We start from the raw sequence: 18,407 nt of genomic DNA on the forward strand, positions 1-18,407 counted from the left end.
GGCGGGGTTTTTCTTTCTCCCATCACGCGTTGGCTTCAGCCAAGCACGTCACGCGTAAGCCATCCGCTCCAGCGCCCCGAAAGAGTCAAGCGCGCCTTGGTCGCCGAACGGCGCCAGTTGCGACACGAACACGCCGCCCACACCTTCGGTGGGATCGATCCAGTAGTAGCTGTTGAAGATCCCTGCCCAGGCGAGGCTGCCGGGTGAGCGGCCATTGGGTCCCCGCTCGGGATTGATCAGGAAGCCCAGGCCCCAACCGGTGTGCATGTCAGGAAAGTTGTCGAACGGTGCGGCGAGCTCGGGCATGGCCGAGCCCATATAGCCCGCGCGCAATTCGCCGACCTGGTTGCGGCCCATCTCAGCGACACTATCTTCGCTCAGGATGCGGTTGCCGCCCAGTTCGCCGCCGCGCAGCATCGCCTGCAGGAACCGCGCATAGTCAGGCGCGGTGGAGGTCAGCCCGCCGCCGCCACTGTCGAACTCTCCGCCGCCGAGGAACATCGGTTCAGCCACGAACCCGCCTTCGGGCTTGCGCCGGTGCACCGTAGCCGCGCCTTCCGCCGGAGCATCGAGGAAGCCGGTGTTGGCCATTTCGAGCGGCGCGAAGACATTGGCCGACATGTAGTCGCGAAGCCGCTCGCCCGTTGCGCTCTCGATTGCCAGCCCGACCCAGTCGGTGCCAACGCTGTATTCCCAGCTGTCACCCGGATCGAACATCAGCGGCATCTTCACGCTGTCGCGCGAACCGGGCACCGGCATTCCGGCGTGGGCATAATAGCGCAGGATCTGCGGGTGGATGAAGAAATAACCCAGCCCGGCGGTGTGCGTGAGCAAGTGGCGCAGGGTGATCGGGCGGGCGGCCGGACGCAGCTCAGGTGCGCCGCTGGCGTCGAAACCGGTCAGCACCTGAGGATCGGCCAGGTCGGGCAACACGTCATCGACCGGATCGTCGAGCGAGAGCTTGCCCTGCTCCACCAGCTGCATCGCCCCTACCGACACAAGGGCTTTGGTCATGCTGGCGATCTGGCACGGCGTGTCGAGCGTCATTGGCGTACCGTTGATGGCATCGGCATGGCCGAAGGCGTGCGTGTATCGCACTCCGTCTGCATCGACGAGCATCGCCGCTGCTCCGGGCAGGTTGGCGGCTTCGAGGGTGCGGGTGAAATCGCTGTCGTCCATGGCTCTCCCCTTCATGGTTGCGCTTTGAATGTGGCGAAAATCCCGCTAGCGCAAGCGCCATGGTAGCAACCCGTTTCGCCCCTTCGCCCACCGGGCGGCTCCACGTCGGCAATATTCGCACTGCGCTCCACAACTGGATGCTCGCCAAGAAGAATGGCGGCACTTTCCTGCTGCGGATCGACGATACCGATGCCGAGCGCAGCAAAGAGGAATATGTCGAGGCCATACGTGCCGACCTTGCGTGGCTGGGTCTGGAGCCCGATGGCGAGGAGCGCCAGTCGGAGCGGCTGGAGAAATACGAAGCTGCCTTCGAGGCGCTGAAGACGGCAGGCCGTGTCTATCCCGCCTATGAGACTGCGCAGGAGCTTGAGCTCAAGCGAAAGATCCAGCTCGGGCGCGGGCTGCCACCGATCTATGATCGCGGCGCGCTCAAGCTCAGCGACGAGGAACGCGCGGCCAAGGAAGCCGAGGGCATTGCCACGCACTGGCGCTTCAAGCTCGATCATGACGAGCCGATCAGCTGGCACGATGGCGTGCGCGGTCCACAGAAATTCGATCCGGCGACGCTGTCCGACCCGGTGATCCGCCGCGCCGATGGTTCATGGCTCTACATGTTGCCAAGCGCGGTTGACGATATCGACATGGGTATTACCCATGTCCTGCGCGGCGAGGACCATGTGTCGAATACTGCCGTGCAAATTCAGATGTTTACCGCACTTTATGCTGCGCAGCATGAAGTGCAGCAAAATCCTCCAGAGCTTGCGCATGAGGCGTTGCTGGTGGGCAAGGAAGGCAAGCTCTCGAAACGGCTCGGTTCGCTTGGTTGCGACGCATTCCGCGAGAAGGGCATCGAGCCGGAAGCGATCGTAGCGATGCTGGCGCGGCTCGGCACTTCACTGCCGGTCGAGGCCATCGCGGACCGCCAATTGCTGCTCGATACATTCGATCTTTCGACCTTCGGGCGCGCTCCCGCCAAGTTCGACGATGCCGAGCTGGAGCGGGTCAATACGGCCATTGTCCATGCAATGACCTTCGATGCAGTCAAAGACCGCCTGCCCGAAGGGATCGATGCCGCCGGCTGGCATGCGATCCAGCCCAACCTCTCGACCGTCGAAGAGGCGGGTGAATGGTGGCGGCTGGTCACCGGACCCATCGAGCAGGTGGAGTTCTCGGACGAGGATCGGGAATATCTCGCCGAGGCCGCCGATGCGCTCGAATGGGGAGACGACCCGTGGCACGCGGTCACCGCCAAGCTCAAGGACAGCACGGGCCGCAAGGGCAAGGCGCTGTTCCTGCCACTGCGTAAGGCGCTTACGGGCATGAACCACGGCCCGGATATGGGCGAACTGCTGCCTCTGATTGGAGAAGAGGAGGCGCGGGCGCGGTTGAAAACCGCCGCCAATCTCTAATCCCCGTCATCCCCGCCTCCGAGCCGGGGTCCCGCTTTCTTTCAGAACCACATCGCCACCAAGAAGTGGGATCCCGGATCAAGTCCGGGATGACGAAGCGAGGTAGACATAGAGCCTACCCCTCGTACTTCTCCAGCTCATCCCCACTCAGCGTCACGATGTGCAGCAGGTTCGTGCTGCCCGGGGTCCCGAACGGCACGCCGGCCAGCGCGATCAGCTTGCTGCCCGCTTCGCCGAATCCGTGGCGCAGCGCCATGCGCTTGCCCTTGGCGATCATCTCTTCGAAGCTGCCGATATCCTTGGTCGCGACCGCATGCGCGCCCCATAGCAGGCCCATGCGCCGGGCGGTGCGCATCGACGGGGTCAGGACCAGCATTGGCACGCTCGGTCGCTCGCGCGCGACCCGCCGGGCCGTCGAACCGCTTCCCGTGAAAACGGTAATGGCGCCAATCTTCACTGTGTCGGCAATGGTCATGCAGGCGTGCGCCAGTGCATCGGCAGTGGTGGGATCGGGCGGTGTATCGAGCAGGCGAACCCGCTCGATATAGTCCGGATCGCGTTCCACCTGGTGCGCGATCTTGTGCATGATGGTAACGGCTTCCTCGGGCCATTCGCCGGCAGCGGTCTCTGCACTCAGCATTACTGCATCGGCCCCGTCATAGACAGCGTTGGCGACGTCGGAGACTTCGGCACGGGTCGGGGCCGGGCTTTCAATCATCGATTCCAGCATCTGCGTGGCGACAATCACCGGCTTGCCCTTGAGGCGTGCTGCGTTGACGATCTTCTTTTGCAGTGGCGGGACTTCCTGCGGCTCCAGCTCAACGCCCAGGTCTCCGCGCGCGACCATGATCCCGTCGGACATCTCGATCAGCTCGTCGAGCCGGCGCACGGCCATCGGCTTCTCGATCTTGGCGCAGAGAGCGCCCTTACCGCCCATCAACTTTCGCGCTTCGGCAAGGTCTTCGGGGCGCTGGACGAAGCTAAGCCCGATCCAGTCGGCCCCGTTCTCCATCGCGAAGGCCAGGTCCTTGCGATCCTTGCCGGTCAGCGCCGGGATTGGCACTTCGGCATCGGGTACATTCACGCCCTTACGGTCGGAAATAACCCCGCCAACTTCGGCCGAGCAGAAGATCCGCTCGTCATCGGCCTCCTTCACCACCAGCCGGATCTTCCCGTCGTTGATCAGCAGCCGGTCGCCCTTGCTCATGAGGCCAAACAGTTCGGGATGCGGCAGTTCGACACGAGTTTCGTCGCCAGGCTCGGGATTGCGGTCGAGCGTGAAGTGGCCCGAATGGCGGATGACCGCCTTGCCGTCTTTGAATGTGCCGACCCGCAGCTTGGGCCCCTGCAGGTCGCAGAGGATGGCGACGGGGCGGTAGAATTCGCGCTCGAGCTCGCGGATTGCCTTCATCGTTTCGGCATGGGTGGCGTGGTCGCCATGGCTCATGTTGACGCGGAAGGCGTCTGCCCCGGCCTTGAACAGGCGGCGCAACATTTCGGGATCGCGGCTGGCCGGGCCAACCGTTGCGAGGATCTTGACCTTGCGGCCACGAGGATCGAACTTTTGCATCGGGGCAACGCTATGACATAGCTGTGTTGCAACTCAAGGAATTGGTTTCAATGGATACGAATGCAGACTCTCTCGACGCTTTGGACGATGCGGTTGCCGCCGCTGCCTTCCGCCGGCTGGTGCGGCACTTGCGCCATCGCCACGACGCGCAGAACATCGAGCTGATGGGGCTGGCAGGCTTCTGCCGCAATTGCCTCGCCGACTGGATTCGCGATGGGGGCTATGATGGCGACAAGGCGGCCGCGCGTGAGCTGATCCACGGCATGCCGATGGAGAGGTGGAAAGCAACCCGCCAGACCCCTGCGACCGAGGAACAGCTGGCGGCGATGGAAGCCAGCATTGCGAAGAACGCACAGGAATAATTTTCCCACCCGGTTCAATCGCGCGCGCGGTCTGGCTATCGAGCCCCCAACTGATTCTCACCTGATTCTTGGAGACCATCATGGCCGAAGCCACCGACGACCGCCTGCGCCTGCTGATCGAGCGCATCGAACGCCTCGAGGAAGAAAAGAAGGGCATCGCCGACGATATCCGCGACGTCTATGCCGAGGCCAAGGCGGTCGGCTACGACCCCAAGATCATGCGCCAGATCGTGCGCCTGCGGAAGATGAAGCCTGACGATCGCAGCGAGCAGGAAATGATCCTCGATACGTACAAGGCCGCGCTCGGGATGGGGTGATTGATGGCGAAATCCTTGACTCGGCAAGTGATTTAACCCACTAATACACCTATGCAAAAACTGATCGCACTCGCTGTCGGCCTCCTGTTGGTGCCGCTCGTCGCCGCGCTGTCTGCGCTTGTCCTGATGGTGCTCGGAGCCGCAGCTGGCTGGCTGGGCGGACTGGTGTTCCCGCAGGTCTTCGACAATATGTCGGAAATGCTGTTTGGGAAGATTGTCCCCGCATGGCAGATCGGAGCCATGTTCGGTTTCATCGGGGGCTTCTTCCGGCATTTCGGAAATCGCCGCCGCAGCAAGGCATAGGAGGAAGCCCGGATGGCCGGCCCATGGAAAGACGCGCGCGGTGTCATCGTTACCACCACTCCCACCATCGAGGGTCAGCCGATCCAGCAGTACCTCGGCATCGTCACTGGCGAAGTGATCGTCGGCGCGAACATCTTCCGCGACCTGTTCGCCAATATCCGCGATATCGTGGGCGGCCGTTCGGGCAGCTACGAACGGATCCTGGCCGATGCCCGCAACCAGGCGATCGAGGAACTGCAGGCCGAATGCGCGGCGCGCGGCGGCAATGCCGTGGTCGGGATCGATCTCGATTACGAAGTCATCGGCGATACGGGCTCGATGCTGATGGTCAGCGCCAGCGGCACTGCGGTGAAGGTCTGAAACGCTTGGCCGAAGCCGTCCGTACCGAATTCACCAGCATCGACGGGCTGACGCTGGTCGGCGATGTGCTCGGGCCCGAGGGCGCGCCGCTCGTCATCCTCATGCACGGCGGCGGGCAGACCCGGCACAGCTGGGCCAAGGCGATGTATGCGCTGGCCGACGCCGGATACCGCGTCGCCAATATGGACGCGCGCGGCCATGGCGAGAGCGACTGGTCCACGAACCGCGCCTACACCATCGCCGACCGCGTCACCGATATCCACGCTGTCACCGATGCCATCCCGGGTCCCTATGCGCTGGTCGGTGCATCGATGGGCGGGCTGACTTCGATCCATGCCATTGGTGAGGGCGCGTGGCCACAGGCGCTGGTGTTGGTCGATATCGTCCCGCAGATGGAGCCCGAGGGCGTCACCCGCATCACCAGCTTCATGAACGCGCATCATGCTGGCTTCGCTTCGCTGGAGGACGCCGCCGATGCCGTCGCCGCCTATTACCCAGAGCGTCCGCGCCCCAAGGACCCCAGAGGCTTGATGAAGAACCTGCGCCTGCGAGAGGACGGGCGGCTCTACTGGCATTGGGACCCGGTGATGTTCGATGTCGAGAACCCGCGCGACTTTCGCGAGCCATTGCTGCGCTCGACCGAGAGACTGGGGCACATGCACCAGCTCCCCGTGCTGGTGGTGCGCGGCAAGCTCAGCGATATCGTCTCGGACGAAAGCATCGCCGAGTTCCAAGCGATGGTCCCCCATGCACAAGCCATCGACGTCAGCGACGCGGGCCACATGGTGGCGGGCGACAAGAACGATGCCTTCAACGCTGCTGTGTTGGCTTTCCTGCAGCAGCACCTGCCGACTTGACTCACAGCCGAAAAACCGCACCCGTGCGGATTGCAGGCGACGCCCCACGGCGACGCAGGAGGTCGTAGATTATGAGAATCATCCCGATGCTGGCTTGTCTCGCGCTCGTCGTGCCGCAGAGTCTTGCGGCGCAAGAGAGCCTGCCTGACAAGGATGCTGTCGAGTTGCCAGCGATCACCTATGGTGACGATCCACAGGTGGCCAAGAATGGCTACAAGTTCTTCTTCTTCCACAATGCAGAGATCGGGTTTGACGATGCGCTGCTCGATTTTGCCGAGTGCCGCAGCGTGCTTGTTACCGGATCGTATTTGCCCCTGCCAGGTTTCGTACCCTGGGTGGAAGACAACAACCGCAAGGTTGCGCAGGGCGGCAACGCCTTTGGACTGGTCGGGGCCGCCATATCGGCCATCATCCTGCCAAAGCTGGAGCGCGGGCTGCGCAACAACAAGATGCGGCTGTGCATGGAGAGGCGCGGCTATGTGCGCTACGCGATGGATGAAGCCGCCTATGACGCGATCTGGGACGCCGAACCTGCCAAGAGCATGATCATGCAGGCCACGCTTGCCACCAACCCCGCTCCGCAAGCACCGCAGGTGACTGAATGAAAACGCTGATTTCCGCTATCGTCCTGTTGCTGGCTGCCGCTCCTGCGTGGGCCAAGGATGCTGAAGGCGTCGCCAACCACACAGTGGCACCAGCTGCGCTCCAGCCTGACAAGGCCTATTTGCTGTTCGATTCGAGCCGAGCCAAGTCTGGTGTCATGAAGATTACCCATGTCTTCATGCGGGTGCCGACAGAGCCGGAGATCGCGCTCTACCGCGAGGCCAAGCGTCTGGCCTATGAAAAGGCACTGCCCAAGCTCAAGCGTAAGGCCAAGGGCGGCCCCGTCGAGAGTTTCGAGGAATTCCAGTTTTCGTGGGACGGGGTGCAAAACACCTTCGCGGTCGACATGGGCAAGCCACTGGAAGAAAGCGACACCTTCCTCGTCGAAGTCCCGCCGGGCACGTATGTGCTCTATGGGGTCGCAGTTTCCACGCGCGGTCTCGCAACCTGTAACTGCCTCGGCACGGTCAAGTTCGATGCTGCGCCCGGCACCATCACGCGGATGGGCGCTCTGTTTGCTGACAAGGTGCATGAAGACTCGCCGGTCCCCAATCTTGAAGACAATCTTGGCAAGCAGATGTCGCAATATGGCTTCGTCCTGGGCCAGGCGTTGATCCCGGCGAAGGCCGGCGACCCGGTGCCAACAGCGATCGAAGGCTTGCCCTCGGTGCTCGCCGAATATCATCCGGTCGGAATGTTTGCCGAGCCCGGCGCGGCCAGCGTCAACCGCCTTGCACCGATCCCCGGGGTGCTCGAATATGATCGCGGTCGGGTTGTGATTCCGGAGCGGGCCGGGGAATGACTTCAGCCTGCGGGGCATTGCACGATTGAAGCGCGGGTTCTGCTGGGCTAGGCCGCGCGCAGCATTCCATCAGCCAAACACCAAGAGTTCCCATGGCAGGCCATTCCAAATTCAAGAATATTATGCACCGCAAGGGTGCGCAGGACAAGAAACGCTCCAACCTGTTTTCCAAGCTCAGCCGCGAGATCACTGTCGCGGCCAAGATGGGCACGCCCGATCCGGACATGAACCCGCGCCTCAGGCTCGCGATCAACACCGCCAAGGCGCAGTCCATGCCCAAGGACAACATCCAGCGCGCGATCGACAAGGCTTCGGCCAATGACGGCGAGAGCTACGAGAATGTGCGCTACGAGGGCTATGGCCCAGGTGGCAGCGCGATCATCGTCGAAGCGCTGACCGACAATCGCAACCGCACTGCGACTTCGATTCGCACCGCATTCAGCAAGAACGGCGGCAACCTTGGCACTGAAGGATCGGTCGCGCATGGGTTCGAGCGGCTCGGCTACATTGAATACGGTGCCGAGGCAGGCGACGAGGAAAAGGTGCTTGAGGCAGCCCTTGAAGCCGGGGCCGAAGATATCCAGTCTTCCGAGGACGGTCACGAGATATGGACCGCTGCCGAAGACCTGCATGAAGTCGCCACTTCGCTCGAAGCCGCGCTCGGTGAAGCCAAGGAAGTAAAGCTGGCGTGGAAGCCCAACCTGACCGTTGAGCTCGACGAAAAGGACGCCAGCACCTTGTTAAAACTGGTCGACGCGCTCGACGACGATGACGACGTCCAGACCGTCTGGGGCAATTACGACATCTCGGACGAAGTCATGGAGAAGCTCGACTGATGTGGAGTTTCGTCGCGAAGGCGCTGCTGGCCGGTGCCATGATCGCGGCGATTGCCGAAGTCGGGCGCAGGTTGCCGACAGCAGCAGCGTTGATCGCGTCGCTGCCGCTGGTCTCGATCCTGGGCATGATCTTCCTGTGGTTTTCCCGACCCGATGCCAAGAACATGGCAGTCCATGCGCAATCGACCTTCTGGTTCGTGCTGCCCAGCCTGCCGATGTTCCTCCTGATCCCGCTCATGCTGCGGCAGGGCTATGGGTTCTGGGTCTCGCTTGCGGCGGGCTGCGTGCTCACGGTCGCGCTCTACCTCGCTATGGTGCACTTCGGACCGCGGCTGGGGCTGCGGCTCTAATCCATGTTCATCCTCGGCCTTGACCCTTCGCTCAGCTGCACGGGCTGGGGCGTGATCCGCAGCGAGGGATCGCGCATTGCGCATGTCGCCAATGGCCAGGTGAAGACCGATGCCAAGGCGCCCATTGCCGAGCGGCTACACCATTTGCACGATGCCATCCGCGCGGTGATTGCTGCGCATGCGCCCGACCGGGCGGCGGCGGAAGAGATCTTCGTCAACAAGAACCCGCAATCGACACTCAAGCTGGCGCAGGCGCGGGGCTGTGTGCTGGCGGCCTGTGCGGCAGGCGGGCTGAGCGTCAACGAGCATGCGGCGCGGCTGGTCAAAAAAGCTGTTGTCGGCACCGGCGGGGCGGACAAGGCCCAGGTACAGGCGATGTTGAAGGTGCTGCTACCCGGTGCGCAGATTGCCGGGGCGGACGCCGCCGATGCGCTGGCGGTCGCCATTGCAGATGCGCATCTGACGCCAAGCGCTTGACCCCCAACCCCGTCATTGCGAGGAGCGCAGCGACGAAGCAATCCATGGACGAAACTGCGCGCCTCGGAGTTTGGCCCTGGATTGCCGCGCAGCCTCGCGGCTGCTCGCAATGACGAGTGAAAAATGACAATCCACGTTTACGGCATCCCCAATTGCGACACCATCAAGAAGGCCCGCAAGTGGCTCGAGGCGAAGAGTGTCGATTACACCTTCCACGACTACAAGAAGGAAGGCGCGGACGCCGCCAATCTCGCGCGCTGGGCCGATGCGGTGGGCTGGGAAGTGCTGCTCAACAGGCGCGGGACGACCTTTCGCAAGCTGAGCGATACCGAGAAGGCCGACATCGACCGCGACAAGGCCATCGAATTGATGGTCGTGCATCCGAGCATGATCAAGCGTCCGGTCGCCGAGCATGAGGATGGCGAGCGCGTGCTGATCGGCTTCAATGAGAGCGAGTGGGAAAACGCCTGGAGCTGATGCGGTGAACACGCTGGAGATCATCGCGGTCATCCTCGGGCTGGCCAATGTCGGCCTGGTCGTGCGGCGCAGCATCTGGAACTACCCGTTCGGGATGGCGATGGTCGCGCTCTATATGCTGATCTTCTGGGAAGCGCGGCTCTATGGTGAAGCCGTCTTGCAGGTGTTTTTCTTCGTCGTGCAGGCATGGGGCTGGTGGCTGTGGGCTCGCGCAGGCGGGCTGGTCGAAGCCGTAGAAGTGAGCTGGCTCGAATGGCCGGCACGGTTCGGATCGCTGCTAGCGGTGGCGCTGGTTACGCTGACGGTCGGCTGGGGCATGGCGCGCTTCACCGATGCGGCGATGCCCTATGCCGATGCCGCGATCACCGGGGCGAGCGTGGTGGCGCAGATCCTGCTCTCCATCCGCCGGATTGAGAACTGGATCCTGTGGATCGCGATCAATGTGGGCGCGATCTTCCTCTACATCGAGCGCGGTTTGCAGCTGACTGCAGGGCTTTATGGTGCATTCCTGATCCTCGCGACGATGGGCCTGATTCAGTGGATACGGGCCGAGCGCAAGAGCGAAGCGGTCGCGTGAGCAAGCGCGGCTTCCTGCTCGGCAAGTTCATGCCACCGCATGCCGGACACATCGCGCTGATCGAGGCGGCGCGCGTTCTGGTGGACGAGCTGACGGTGCTGGTGTGCTGGCTGCCCGATGATTCGATCCCGGGTGAGCAGCGGCTGGCATGGATGCGCCAGATGTTCCCCGATTGCCGCGTGGTCGGTCATGGCGCAGTGGTGCCGCAGGAACCGCAAGAGAGTGCAGACTTCTGGCCGATCTGGCGCGGGATTGTCGCTGAATCCCACCCGGAACCGATCGACTATGTCTTTGCCGGTGAGGCCTATGGTGCCGAACTCGCGCAGACCGTTGGTGGAGTCTTCGTGCCGCTTGGTGGCCGGATATTGGGCATGGCGGAGGATCGGTTGTCGAGGCTTTCGGCCAGTGCGGTGCGGGCCGATCCGCCCACGCATTGGGACCTGTTGCCCGCGCCTGTGCAGGCGCATTATCGCAAGCGCATCTGCCTGCACGGGACCGAGAGCACCGGCAAATCGACACTCGCTGCGCATTTGGCAGCGGAGCATGGCATCATCACCGTGCCCGAATATGGTCGCAGTCACTGCGAAGTGCATACCGCTCCGCTGACAATGCATGACCTGCTGCTGATCGGGCGCGCGCAGCAGGCAATGGCGCAAGCGACTGAGCGCTGGGCCGGGCCGGTTCTGCTGCTCGATACCGATGCCCTGATGACGGCGGCGTGGTGCGAGATGCTGCTGGGCGAGCGGCCCGACGAGCTGATGCAGATGCCCAAGGCGGATCACTACCTGCTGATGGAGCCGGACCTGCCATGGGTCGATGACGGGACGCGCTACTTCGCCGATCCCGATGAACGTCACCGTTTCGCAAAGATAGCGGAGCAGGTGCTGCTCGATGCTCATGTCCCCTTCACCCGCATTGCGGGACAGGGGCAGGAGCGGCTCGATGCCGTGAAACGCGCGATAGGATTGATGGATGGCGAGAATGCTTGATTGGCGATTGTTGCTGGCGGTCATGGCGGTGGCGGTGGCAGTGTTGGCGCTGCCCATGGCGCCTGCCTGGTCGCAGGACAGCGACTTCATCGTCATCGCGCACCGCGGGGCCAGCGGCGAGCGGCCCGAGCATACGCTGGCCGCCTATGAGCTCGCCATCGACCAGGGCGCGGACTACATCGAGCCCGACCTCGTTGTGACCAAGGACGGTGTGCTGGTGGCGCGGCACGAGAACGAGCTATCGGACACCACCGATGTCGCCAGCCGCGAGGAATTTGCCGACCGCAATCGCACCAAGTTCATCGACGGGCGCAATGTCGCGGGTTGGTTCGCGGAAGACTTCACGCTGGCCGAGTTGCGAACCTTGCGCGCCAAGGAACGCATCCCCACGATCCGCCCACAGAACGCGCGCTATGACGGGCTGTACCAGGTCCCGACGCTGGAAGAGATCGTCAAGCTGGTACGGGCGAAGGAAGCCGAGACCGGGCGGCGCATCGGGCTCTATCCGGAGCTCAAGCATCCCGAGTTCCTGCTTCAGGCCGAAGGGTTCGACACGGTCGACCTGCTGCTGCTGGAGCTGAAACGGCTCGGGATCACAGCGGAGGATCCGGTCTTTATCCAGAGCTTCGAGATCGAACCGCTGCGTCGGCTCAACCAGCGCAGCGAATTCAGGCTGGTGCAGCTGATCAACGTGGACGGCGGCCCGGCAGACGTTCTGGGGATGACCTATGCCGATATGGCAACACCAAGCGGGCTGGCGGATATTGCCACCTATGCCGACGGAGTCGGCGTGAACATGCGGTTGCTGTTGAATGATGACCTGACAGCGACCGCTATGGCCGACGATGCCAGACAAGCAGGTCTGCTAGTGCATGCATGGACTCTGCGCAAAGAGAACGCGTTCTTGCCTCCGGACCGACACCGCCCAGGCGGTGATGCAGCCGAGGGGTGCTATAACAAGGTCTACGTCGCGCTGCGCAAGGTCGGTGTCGATGGCATCTTCACGGACAATCCCCGCGAGATTGTCGAAGAACCTGGAAAGGTCTGGAACGGCTGGTGTGCCGGGGAATTCTGGAAGGACTAACCTCGACTGGCGCTCAAGATGTAGTTCAGCGACTGGTCCTCGCTCAGGTGCAAGCCCTTCATCGGCGAGAAAGCGATACCGCGGGTCTCGGTGACGGTCAGGCCCAGTGCCTCCAGCATTTCCGTCAACTCGTCGGGAGCGATGAAATCTTCCCAATGATGCGTGCCCCTGGGAATGGCACCCACAGCCTCCGCCGCGCCGACCAGCAGCAGGCGTGATTGCGCGGTCTTGTTGGGCGTGGAAAGAATCATCAGCCCGCCGGGCGCAAGGCGTTCGACCAGCGTTGCGAGGAAGGCCTCTTTGTCGGCGACATGCTCGATGACCTCGAGACAGGTGACGAGATCGAACCCGCCAAGTCCCAGCGCAGCTAGCTCTCCATGCCGGTAGTCGATTGAAAGCCCGATACCCTCCGCGTGTGCCTTCGCTGCCGCTACATTCTCAGCCGCTGCATCTACGCCGGTTACATCGGCGCCCAGCCGCGCTAGCGGCTCGCACAGCAGCCCTGCGCCGCAGCCGACATCGAGCGCGGTCTTGCCCTCGAGCGGGGAAGGAGAATCGATATCGCCGCCCCAGTGAAGGTCGATGGCCTCGCGGATAAAGCCAAGCCGGACCGGATTGAGCCGGTGCAGCATCGCGCTGGAGCCCTTGGGATTCCACCACTCCGCCGCCAGCGCGCCGAAATGCGCGGCTTCTTCAGGCCGGATGGTGGTGGTCATTCACATCGCTCCCTTCTTGGCGCGTTCGTTGACGCTGTCGAACAGGCTGTCGCCCCAGGCCTTGGCATTGCTGCCGAACAGCCAATCAGGTGGGGTCACTTCGGGCCCTTCGCCGGGTGGCAAGGGCGGGGTGAAATAGCCCAACGCATAGCTGCCCATGGCGTATCCCAGCAGTGCCTGCAATTCCGGCGCGAAGTCCTTGGCGATTTCCGGCGGGCAGGAGAGGTACTGGTTCTCCTCCTGCCGCAGCCAGCCCAGGCAATAGGTGATGTTGAGGCCCATCCGGTCGCTGTCCGACTGGTTGCGGCCGCCCGAATGGATGACCGAGCCCGAATAGACCAACACCGACCCTGTCGTCATCTCGGCAAAGGCGATCTCGTCCTCTTCAGCGCGTCGCTCCGGGTCCCAGCGGTTGGAACCGGGCACCACGCGCGTCGCTCCGTTCTCGCGGGTGAAGTCCGTGACCGCCCAGATGGTGTTGAGCTGCGGCTCCAGCGACGCTGGCAGATAGCCGCCCCATGCCAGTCGGTCGCGGTGGAGCGGCTGCTCGCCTTGCCCCGGAAAGATCCGGATCAGCTGAGTCAGGTGCAGCTGGTAGGTGTCGCAGAAGTCCTTGAGAAAGCTGTCGCAGGCACCGATCAGCCGCTCATCCATGACCAGCTCGCGGCAGGCTTCGCTCCGCGCCACCAGCGCTCCGGTGCGGGTCGTCTGGCGGCCAGTAAAATCGTCCCTGCCCATGTCGGTCGCTTCGACATAGGGCATGATCTCGGCCATGAGCCGGTCGAGCTGTCCCGGTGCCATAGCGTCGTCGATGATGCAGGCCCCGTCCTCTCGCAATGCCTGCACGATCATGTCCGGTGCGACGTCAGTTGTGAAGTGCTTGAGCTCGGGCATGGCGATCTCTCCTTCGGTTCAATCAACGCTATTGCCGCGTAAACCGCAAGCTTGCTTGTCATCTGCGCCACACGCCCCTAGTCCCCAGCGCTCTTGCAGGATCAGAACCGGGAGCGCCCAAGTGGCCCGTATCGTGATGAAATTCGGCGGAACCTCGATGGCGGGGACCGAGCGGATTCGCCGCGTGGCCAATATCGTACGCAAGCAGGCTGCGAATGGCGATGAGGTCGCGGTCGTCGTCAGCGCGATGGCGGGCGAGACCGATCGGCTGGTCAATTTCTGCCGCGAAGCCAACGCACTGTACGATCCGGCGGAATATGACGTGGTGGTGGCATCGGGCGAGCAGGTGACTTCGGGCCTGTTGGCGCTGACCCTGCAATCGCTGGGCTGCAAGGCGCGCAGCTGGCTGGGCTGGCAGTTGCCGGTCCACACAATCGAAGCGCACGCCAAGGCCCGGATCGAAAGCATCGACAATGATGCTCTGCTTGAAAGCATGGCTGGCGGCACGATCGCTGTCATACCCGGTTTCCAGGGCCTCAGCGATGATGGGCGGATCACTACGCTGGGGCGTGGCGGTTCGGATACCTCGGCCGTTGCCGTTGCTGCTGCCATCGGGGCCGACCGCTGCGACATCTATACCGACGTCGACGGGGTCTACACCACCGACCCGCGTATTGTCGCCCGCGCGCGCAAGCAGAAGGCGGTGACTTACGAGGAAATGCTGGAGCTGGCCTCGGTCGGTGCCAAGGTGTTGCAGACCCGCTCGGTCGGGCTCGCCATGAAGGAGGGGGTGCGGGTGCAAGTCCTCTCCAGCTTCGTCGACGACGATGCCACCCCCGCAGACGACCTGCCCGGCACGATGATCGTGTCGGAAGAGGAAATGGAACGCATTCTCGAGGAGGGCGACATGGAACGCCAGCTTGTGACCGGTATCGCGCATGACAAGAACGAGGCCAAGGTGATCCTGACCCGCGTGCCGGACAAGCCCGGCGCAGTGGCCAATATCTTCGAGCCGCTGGCGCAGGCATCGATCAATGTCGACATGATCATCCAGAACGTCGGCCGCGACAAGGGCGAGACAGACGTGACCTTTACTGTCCCGCAGGCGGACCTGGCTCGGGCTCAAGCGCTGCTGGAAGACCGCCGCGACGAGATTGGTTTCAACCGCATCATTACCGATAGCCAGATCGCCAAGATCAGCGTTGTGGGTGTCGGCATGAAGAGCCATGCGGGTGTAGCCAGCACGATGTTCCGCGCGCTGTCGGAACGCGGCATCAACATCCAGGCTATCTCGACGTCCGAGATCAAGGTCAGCGTCATGATCGACGAGGACGAGACCGAGCTGGCCGTGCGCGTGCTGCACACCGCTTATGGTCTCGATGCGGAGGACGCGGCCTGAGAGCTTGCCCGCCCGTGCAACGCGCCCTAAGCGCCAGCCATGACTGACTATCCAAAGACTTCGCGCCTTATGCAGCGCGGCACCGACTTCCTCGGCTCGGACTACGCCATCCTGTGCGGGGCAATGAGCTGGGTGTCGGAGCGCAACCTCGTCTCCGCCATCTCCAACGCTGGTGGCTTTGGTGTAATTGCCTGCGGGGCGATGACGCCCGAGCTGCTCGATACCGAGATTGCAGCGACCAAGGCGCTGACGGACAAGCCGTTTGGGGTGAACCTCATCACCATGCACCCGCAGTTGTTCGAGCTGATCGAGGTCTGCAAGAAGCACGATGTCGGCCATGTCGTGCTCGCCGGCGGGATTCCGCCCAAGGGCAGTGTCGAGGCGATCAAGGAGTTCGGGGCAAAGGTCATCGTTTTTGCTCCCACGCTGGCGCTGGCGAAGAAGCTGCTGCGTTCGGGTGGCGATGCGCTGGTAATCGAAGGAATGGAGGCCGGAGGCCATATCGGCCCGGTCTCGACCAGCGTGCTGGCGCAGGAATTCCTGCCCGAATTGAGCGAGGATCACCTGGTGTTCGTCGCCGGGGGCATTGGTCGAGGGCAGGCGATCGCTGGGTATCTCGAGATGGGCGCAGTCGGCGTGCAGCTCGGCACGCGCTTTGCCTGTGCCAAGGAATCGATTGCGCACGAGAACTTCAAGAGGGCCTTTTTCCGCGCCAATGCGCGCGATGCCATCACCAGCGTGCAGGTCGATCCGCGCCTGCCGGTGATCCCGGTCCGCGCGCTCAAGAACAAGGGCACAGATGAATTCACCGCCAAGCAAATTGAAGTCGCCAAGTTGCTCGATGAAGGCGCGATCGAGATGGGCGAGGCCCAGCTGCAGATCGAGCATTTCTGGGCCGGGGCGCTGCGCCGCGCGGTGATCGACGGCGATGTCGAGAACGGCTCGGTCATGGCCGGGCAAAGCGTCGGCATGCTCAAGGAAGAGGAGCCGGTCGCCAATATCATCCAGAAGTTGATGGCGCAGAGCGAGGTAGCACTGACACGGCGCTGATACTGGTATCGGCGCAGCGGGACTGAAGGGAGAGCAGACCGATGAGCGACTATCCACTGCCGAACAATTCGCAGGACCTTTCCGGGCGCGTCGCGCTGGTAACCGGGGCCTCTTCGGGCCTCGGCGAACGTTTCGCCCGGGTGCTGGCGAGCCAGGGCGCAGCGGTGGTGCTCGCGGCGCGGCGGCTGGACCGGCTGGAGGCGCTGGCGGCCGAAATCGAAGCAGCGGGCGGCAAGGCGCTGGCGGTGCAGATGGATGCGACCGACGCTGATGCGCTGGTGGCGGCGGTCGATGCGGGCGAGCAGGCCTTCGACACCATCGACATTCTCGTCAACAATGCCGGGATGCCCGATGCCCAGCGCGCCCACAAGATGAGCGTCGAGCTGGTCGACCAGGTGCTGGGCGTGAACCTACGCGGACCGTGGCTGCTCGCCTGCGAAGTCGCGCGGCGGCTGATCGAGGCGAAGAAGCCGGGCAATATCGTCAACATCAGCTCGGTCGCGCATTATCGCTATGATGGCGGTGGGGCGGCCCTTTATGCCGTCACCAAGACCGCCATCGCGCGCATGACCGAAGCGCTCAGCGTCGAATGGGCTTATGCCGGGATCAACGTCAACGCCATCGCGCCGGGTATGTTCGTCAGCGAAATGACCGACGGCATGTTCGAACGCATCGGCGACCCGACCGACCATGTCGCGCGCAAGCGGATCCCGGTCCCGGCACAGATGGATTCGACCTTGCTCTATCTCGTCGCCCCGTCGAGCGAATGCGTCACCGGCGCGATCATCCGCATCGATGACGGGCAAAGTGCGCGGGTGCTGATGCGCGGATAGGACTGGTGCTAAGGCCCAGCTTGCTCGTGTCCGCCAAGCGCCTATCCTCGCCGCAAAGAGGAGATTCGCATGTGTGACGAAAGTGATCTTGCCGGCTGGGACAAGAAGCTCGCGGCCAAGGGCCTCAATAGGCGCCAATTCGGCTTGCTAAGCGGGGCTGCGGCGCTGGCGGCCTGCTCTGGCGAGATATCTGCCAGCAATGGTGAATCGGGTGCAAGCGGTCTCGTCGAGAACATGGTCCTGATCGACACCGAGGACGGTGAGATGGATGCCTTCTTCGTGCATCCTGCGGCCGGCAAGCATCCGGCGGTGATCCTGTGGCCTGACATCGCTTCCTTGCGCGATGCGAAGCGGGTCATGGCGCGGCGGCTCGCCGGCGAGGGCTATGCCGTGCTCGTGGTCAACCAATACTATCGCGATGTCCCGGGCGACCAGTTTCCGACCATGGTCGACTTCCGCTCTGGGGGCGGCTTCCAACAGGTCGGACCATGGCGTGCGAAGCTCTCCAGCACGGCGATCATGCGCGATACCGATGCGCTGGTCGACTGGCTGGACGGGCAGGAAGCCGTCGACACTTCGAAGGGGATCGGCACGCAGGGATACTGCATGGGCGGTCCGTTCACGGTCTACAGCGCGCATTCCCGTCCGGACCGGGTCAAGGCTGCTGCCAGTTTCCACGGCGGCGGGCTGGTGCGCGATGATGAGGACAGCCCGCACAAGATCCTGGAGAAGGATACCAGCTACCTCATCGCCATTGCCAGGAACGACGACGCGAAAGCCCCCGACGACAAGACCGCACTGCGCGAAGCCGCCGATGCCGGCGGGATCAGCGCCGAGATCGAAGTCTACGGCGGCGACCACGGCTGGTGCGTGCTCGACAACCCGACCTATGATGAGGCCGAAGCCGAGCGCGCATGGTCGCGACTGCTGGTGCTGTATGAAAACGAGCTCAGGGGCTGATCG

General features: G+C 63.2%; 23 protein-coding genes. 19 read left to right on the forward strand and 4 right to left on the reverse strand.

What is annotated here, in order from left to right; translation table 11 throughout:
- Positions 1–48: 48 nt before the first annotated feature.
- Positions 49–1,194 carry a serine hydrolase domain-containing protein gene (locus QPW08_RS13225; protein ID WP_284126382.1) on the reverse strand — a complete coding sequence of 382 codons (1,146 nt, stop codon included), beginning with the start codon at positions 1,192–1,194 and terminating at the stop codon, positions 49–51.
- A gap of 44 nt (positions 1,195–1,238) precedes the next feature.
- Here QPW08_RS13225 and gltX point away from each other — a divergent pair, with 44 nt between their 5' ends.
- On the forward strand, positions 1,239–2,588 hold the full coding sequence (gene gltX / locus QPW08_RS13230; RefSeq protein ID WP_284126383.1) for a glutamate--tRNA ligase: 1,350 nt from the start codon (positions 1,239–1,241) through the stop codon (positions 2,586–2,588).
- 115 nt (positions 2,589–2,703) lie between these two features.
- On the opposite strand, the gene pyk is transcribed toward gltX, so the two are convergent.
- Positions 2,704–4,158: a pyruvate kinase gene (gene pyk, locus QPW08_RS13235; protein ID WP_284126384.1), complete on the reverse strand. Its 1,455-nt coding sequence runs from the start codon at positions 4,156–4,158 to the stop codon at positions 2,704–2,706.
- Between the two features lie 50 nt (positions 4,159–4,208).
- On the opposite strand from pyk, the gene QPW08_RS13240 reads away from it, so the two are divergent.
- The 14 genes from QPW08_RS13240 (at position 4,209) to QPW08_RS13305 (ending at position 12,552) form a co-directional block, all read left to right on the forward strand.
- Positions 4,209–4,520 carry a DUF1244 domain-containing protein gene (locus QPW08_RS13240; protein WP_284126385.1) on the forward strand — a complete coding sequence of 104 codons (312 nt, stop codon included), beginning with the start codon at positions 4,209–4,211 and terminating at the stop codon, positions 4,518–4,520.
- Positions 4,521–4,600: 80 nt separating this feature from the next.
- Positions 4,601–4,837: a DUF2312 domain-containing protein gene (locus QPW08_RS13245; RefSeq protein WP_160673385.1), complete on the forward strand. Its 237-nt coding sequence runs from the start codon at positions 4,601–4,603 to the stop codon at positions 4,835–4,837.
- Between the two features lie 51 nt (positions 4,838–4,888).
- Positions 4,889–5,140, forward strand: a complete 252-nt coding sequence (locus QPW08_RS13250; RefSeq protein ID WP_284126386.1) for a hypothetical protein — start codon at positions 4,889–4,891, stop codon at positions 5,138–5,140.
- A 12-nt stretch (positions 5,141–5,152) separates the two neighbouring features.
- Positions 5,153–5,500 (forward strand): heavy metal-binding domain-containing protein, encoded by a 348-nt coding sequence (locus QPW08_RS13255; RefSeq protein ID WP_284126387.1) that lies wholly within the window; start codon positions 5,153–5,155, stop codon positions 5,498–5,500.
- Between the two features lie 5 nt (positions 5,501–5,505).
- Positions 5,506–6,357, forward strand: coding sequence for an alpha/beta fold hydrolase (locus tag QPW08_RS13260; protein WP_284126388.1), 852 nt, complete (start codon positions 5,506–5,508; stop codon positions 6,355–6,357).
- A gap of 71 nt (positions 6,358–6,428) precedes the next feature.
- A complete protein-coding gene (locus QPW08_RS13265) occupies positions 6,429–6,962 on the forward strand; it encodes a hypothetical protein (RefSeq protein WP_284126389.1) in 534 nt (177 codons plus the stop codon).
- Positions 6,959–7,762, forward strand: coding sequence for a hypothetical protein (locus QPW08_RS13270; protein WP_284126390.1), 804 nt, complete (start codon positions 6,959–6,961; stop codon positions 7,760–7,762). Before QPW08_RS13265 ends, QPW08_RS13270 begins: the two co-directional genes overlap by 4 nt.
- A 92-nt stretch (positions 7,763–7,854) precedes the next feature.
- The gene (locus tag QPW08_RS13275) at positions 7,855–8,598 is read left to right on the forward strand and encodes a YebC/PmpR family DNA-binding transcriptional regulator (RefSeq protein WP_284126391.1); all 744 of its coding nucleotides are present in this window, start codon (positions 7,855–7,857) and stop codon (positions 8,596–8,598) included.
- Entirely contained in the window at positions 8,598–8,948 is a 351-nt protein-coding gene (locus QPW08_RS13280) for a DUF3147 family protein (RefSeq protein ID WP_284126392.1), read from the forward strand. Before QPW08_RS13275 ends, QPW08_RS13280 begins: the two co-directional genes overlap by 1 nt.
- A 3-nt stretch (positions 8,949–8,951) precedes the next feature.
- The gene (gene ruvC, locus QPW08_RS13285; protein ID WP_284126393.1) at positions 8,952–9,425 is read left to right on the forward strand and encodes a crossover junction endodeoxyribonuclease RuvC; all 474 of its coding nucleotides are present in this window, start codon (positions 8,952–8,954) and stop codon (positions 9,423–9,425) included.
- A 123-nt stretch (positions 9,426–9,548) separates the two neighbouring features.
- Positions 9,549–9,902: an ArsC family reductase gene (locus QPW08_RS13290; RefSeq protein ID WP_284126394.1), complete on the forward strand. Its 354-nt coding sequence runs from the start codon at positions 9,549–9,551 to the stop codon at positions 9,900–9,902.
- Positions 9,903–9,906: 4 nt separating this feature from the next.
- On the forward strand, positions 9,907–10,479 hold the full coding sequence (pnuC, locus tag QPW08_RS13295) for a nicotinamide riboside transporter PnuC (RefSeq protein ID WP_284126395.1): 573 nt from the start codon (positions 9,907–9,909) through the stop codon (positions 10,477–10,479).
- Positions 10,476–11,468, forward strand: a complete 993-nt coding sequence (locus QPW08_RS13300) for an AAA family ATPase (RefSeq protein ID WP_284126396.1) — start codon at positions 10,476–10,478, stop codon at positions 11,466–11,468. Before pnuC ends, QPW08_RS13300 begins: the two co-directional genes overlap by 4 nt.
- Positions 11,461–12,552, forward strand: a complete 1,092-nt coding sequence (locus tag QPW08_RS13305; protein WP_407674575.1) for a glycerophosphodiester phosphodiesterase family protein — start codon at positions 11,461–11,463, stop codon at positions 12,550–12,552. Before QPW08_RS13300 ends, QPW08_RS13305 begins: the two co-directional genes overlap by 8 nt.
- Here QPW08_RS13305 and ubiG read toward each other — a convergent pair.
- The gene (gene ubiG / locus QPW08_RS13310; protein WP_284126397.1) at positions 12,549–13,268 is read right to left on the reverse strand and encodes a bifunctional 2-polyprenyl-6-hydroxyphenol methylase/3-demethylubiquinol 3-O-methyltransferase UbiG; all 720 of its coding nucleotides are present in this window, start codon (positions 13,266–13,268) and stop codon (positions 12,549–12,551) included. The two genes, QPW08_RS13305 and ubiG, sit on opposite strands and share 4 nt — an antisense overlap.
- Positions 13,269–14,162 (reverse strand): phytanoyl-CoA dioxygenase family protein, encoded by an 894-nt coding sequence (locus QPW08_RS13315; RefSeq protein WP_284126398.1) that lies wholly within the window; start codon positions 14,160–14,162, stop codon positions 13,269–13,271.
- Between the two features lie 121 nt (positions 14,163–14,283).
- Between QPW08_RS13315 and QPW08_RS13320 the strand changes: the two genes are divergently transcribed.
- The 4 genes from QPW08_RS13320 to QPW08_RS13335 all read left to right on the forward strand — a co-directional run bounded on the left by QPW08_RS13320 (position 14,284) and on the right by QPW08_RS13335 (position 18,404).
- Positions 14,284–15,561, forward strand: coding sequence for an aspartate kinase (locus QPW08_RS13320; protein WP_284126399.1), 1,278 nt, complete (start codon positions 14,284–14,286; stop codon positions 15,559–15,561).
- A gap of 39 nt (positions 15,562–15,600) precedes the next feature.
- Positions 15,601–16,611, forward strand: coding sequence for an NAD(P)H-dependent flavin oxidoreductase (locus QPW08_RS13325; protein ID WP_284126400.1), 1,011 nt, complete (start codon positions 15,601–15,603; stop codon positions 16,609–16,611).
- Between the two features lie 41 nt (positions 16,612–16,652).
- A complete protein-coding gene (locus QPW08_RS13330) occupies positions 16,653–17,444 on the forward strand; it encodes an SDR family NAD(P)-dependent oxidoreductase (RefSeq protein ID WP_284126401.1) in 792 nt (263 codons plus the stop codon).
- Positions 17,445–17,513: 69 nt separating this feature from the next.
- The gene (locus tag QPW08_RS13335) at positions 17,514–18,404 is read left to right on the forward strand and encodes a dienelactone hydrolase family protein (protein WP_284126402.1); all 891 of its coding nucleotides are present in this window, start codon (positions 17,514–17,516) and stop codon (positions 18,402–18,404) included.
- Positions 18,405–18,407: the final 3 nt, after the last annotated feature.

Source organism: Parerythrobacter aestuarii, from assembly GCF_030140925.1.
In the GTDB taxonomy this organism is placed as follows: domain Bacteria; phylum Pseudomonadota; class Alphaproteobacteria; order Sphingomonadales; family Sphingomonadaceae; genus Parerythrobacter; species Parerythrobacter aestuarii.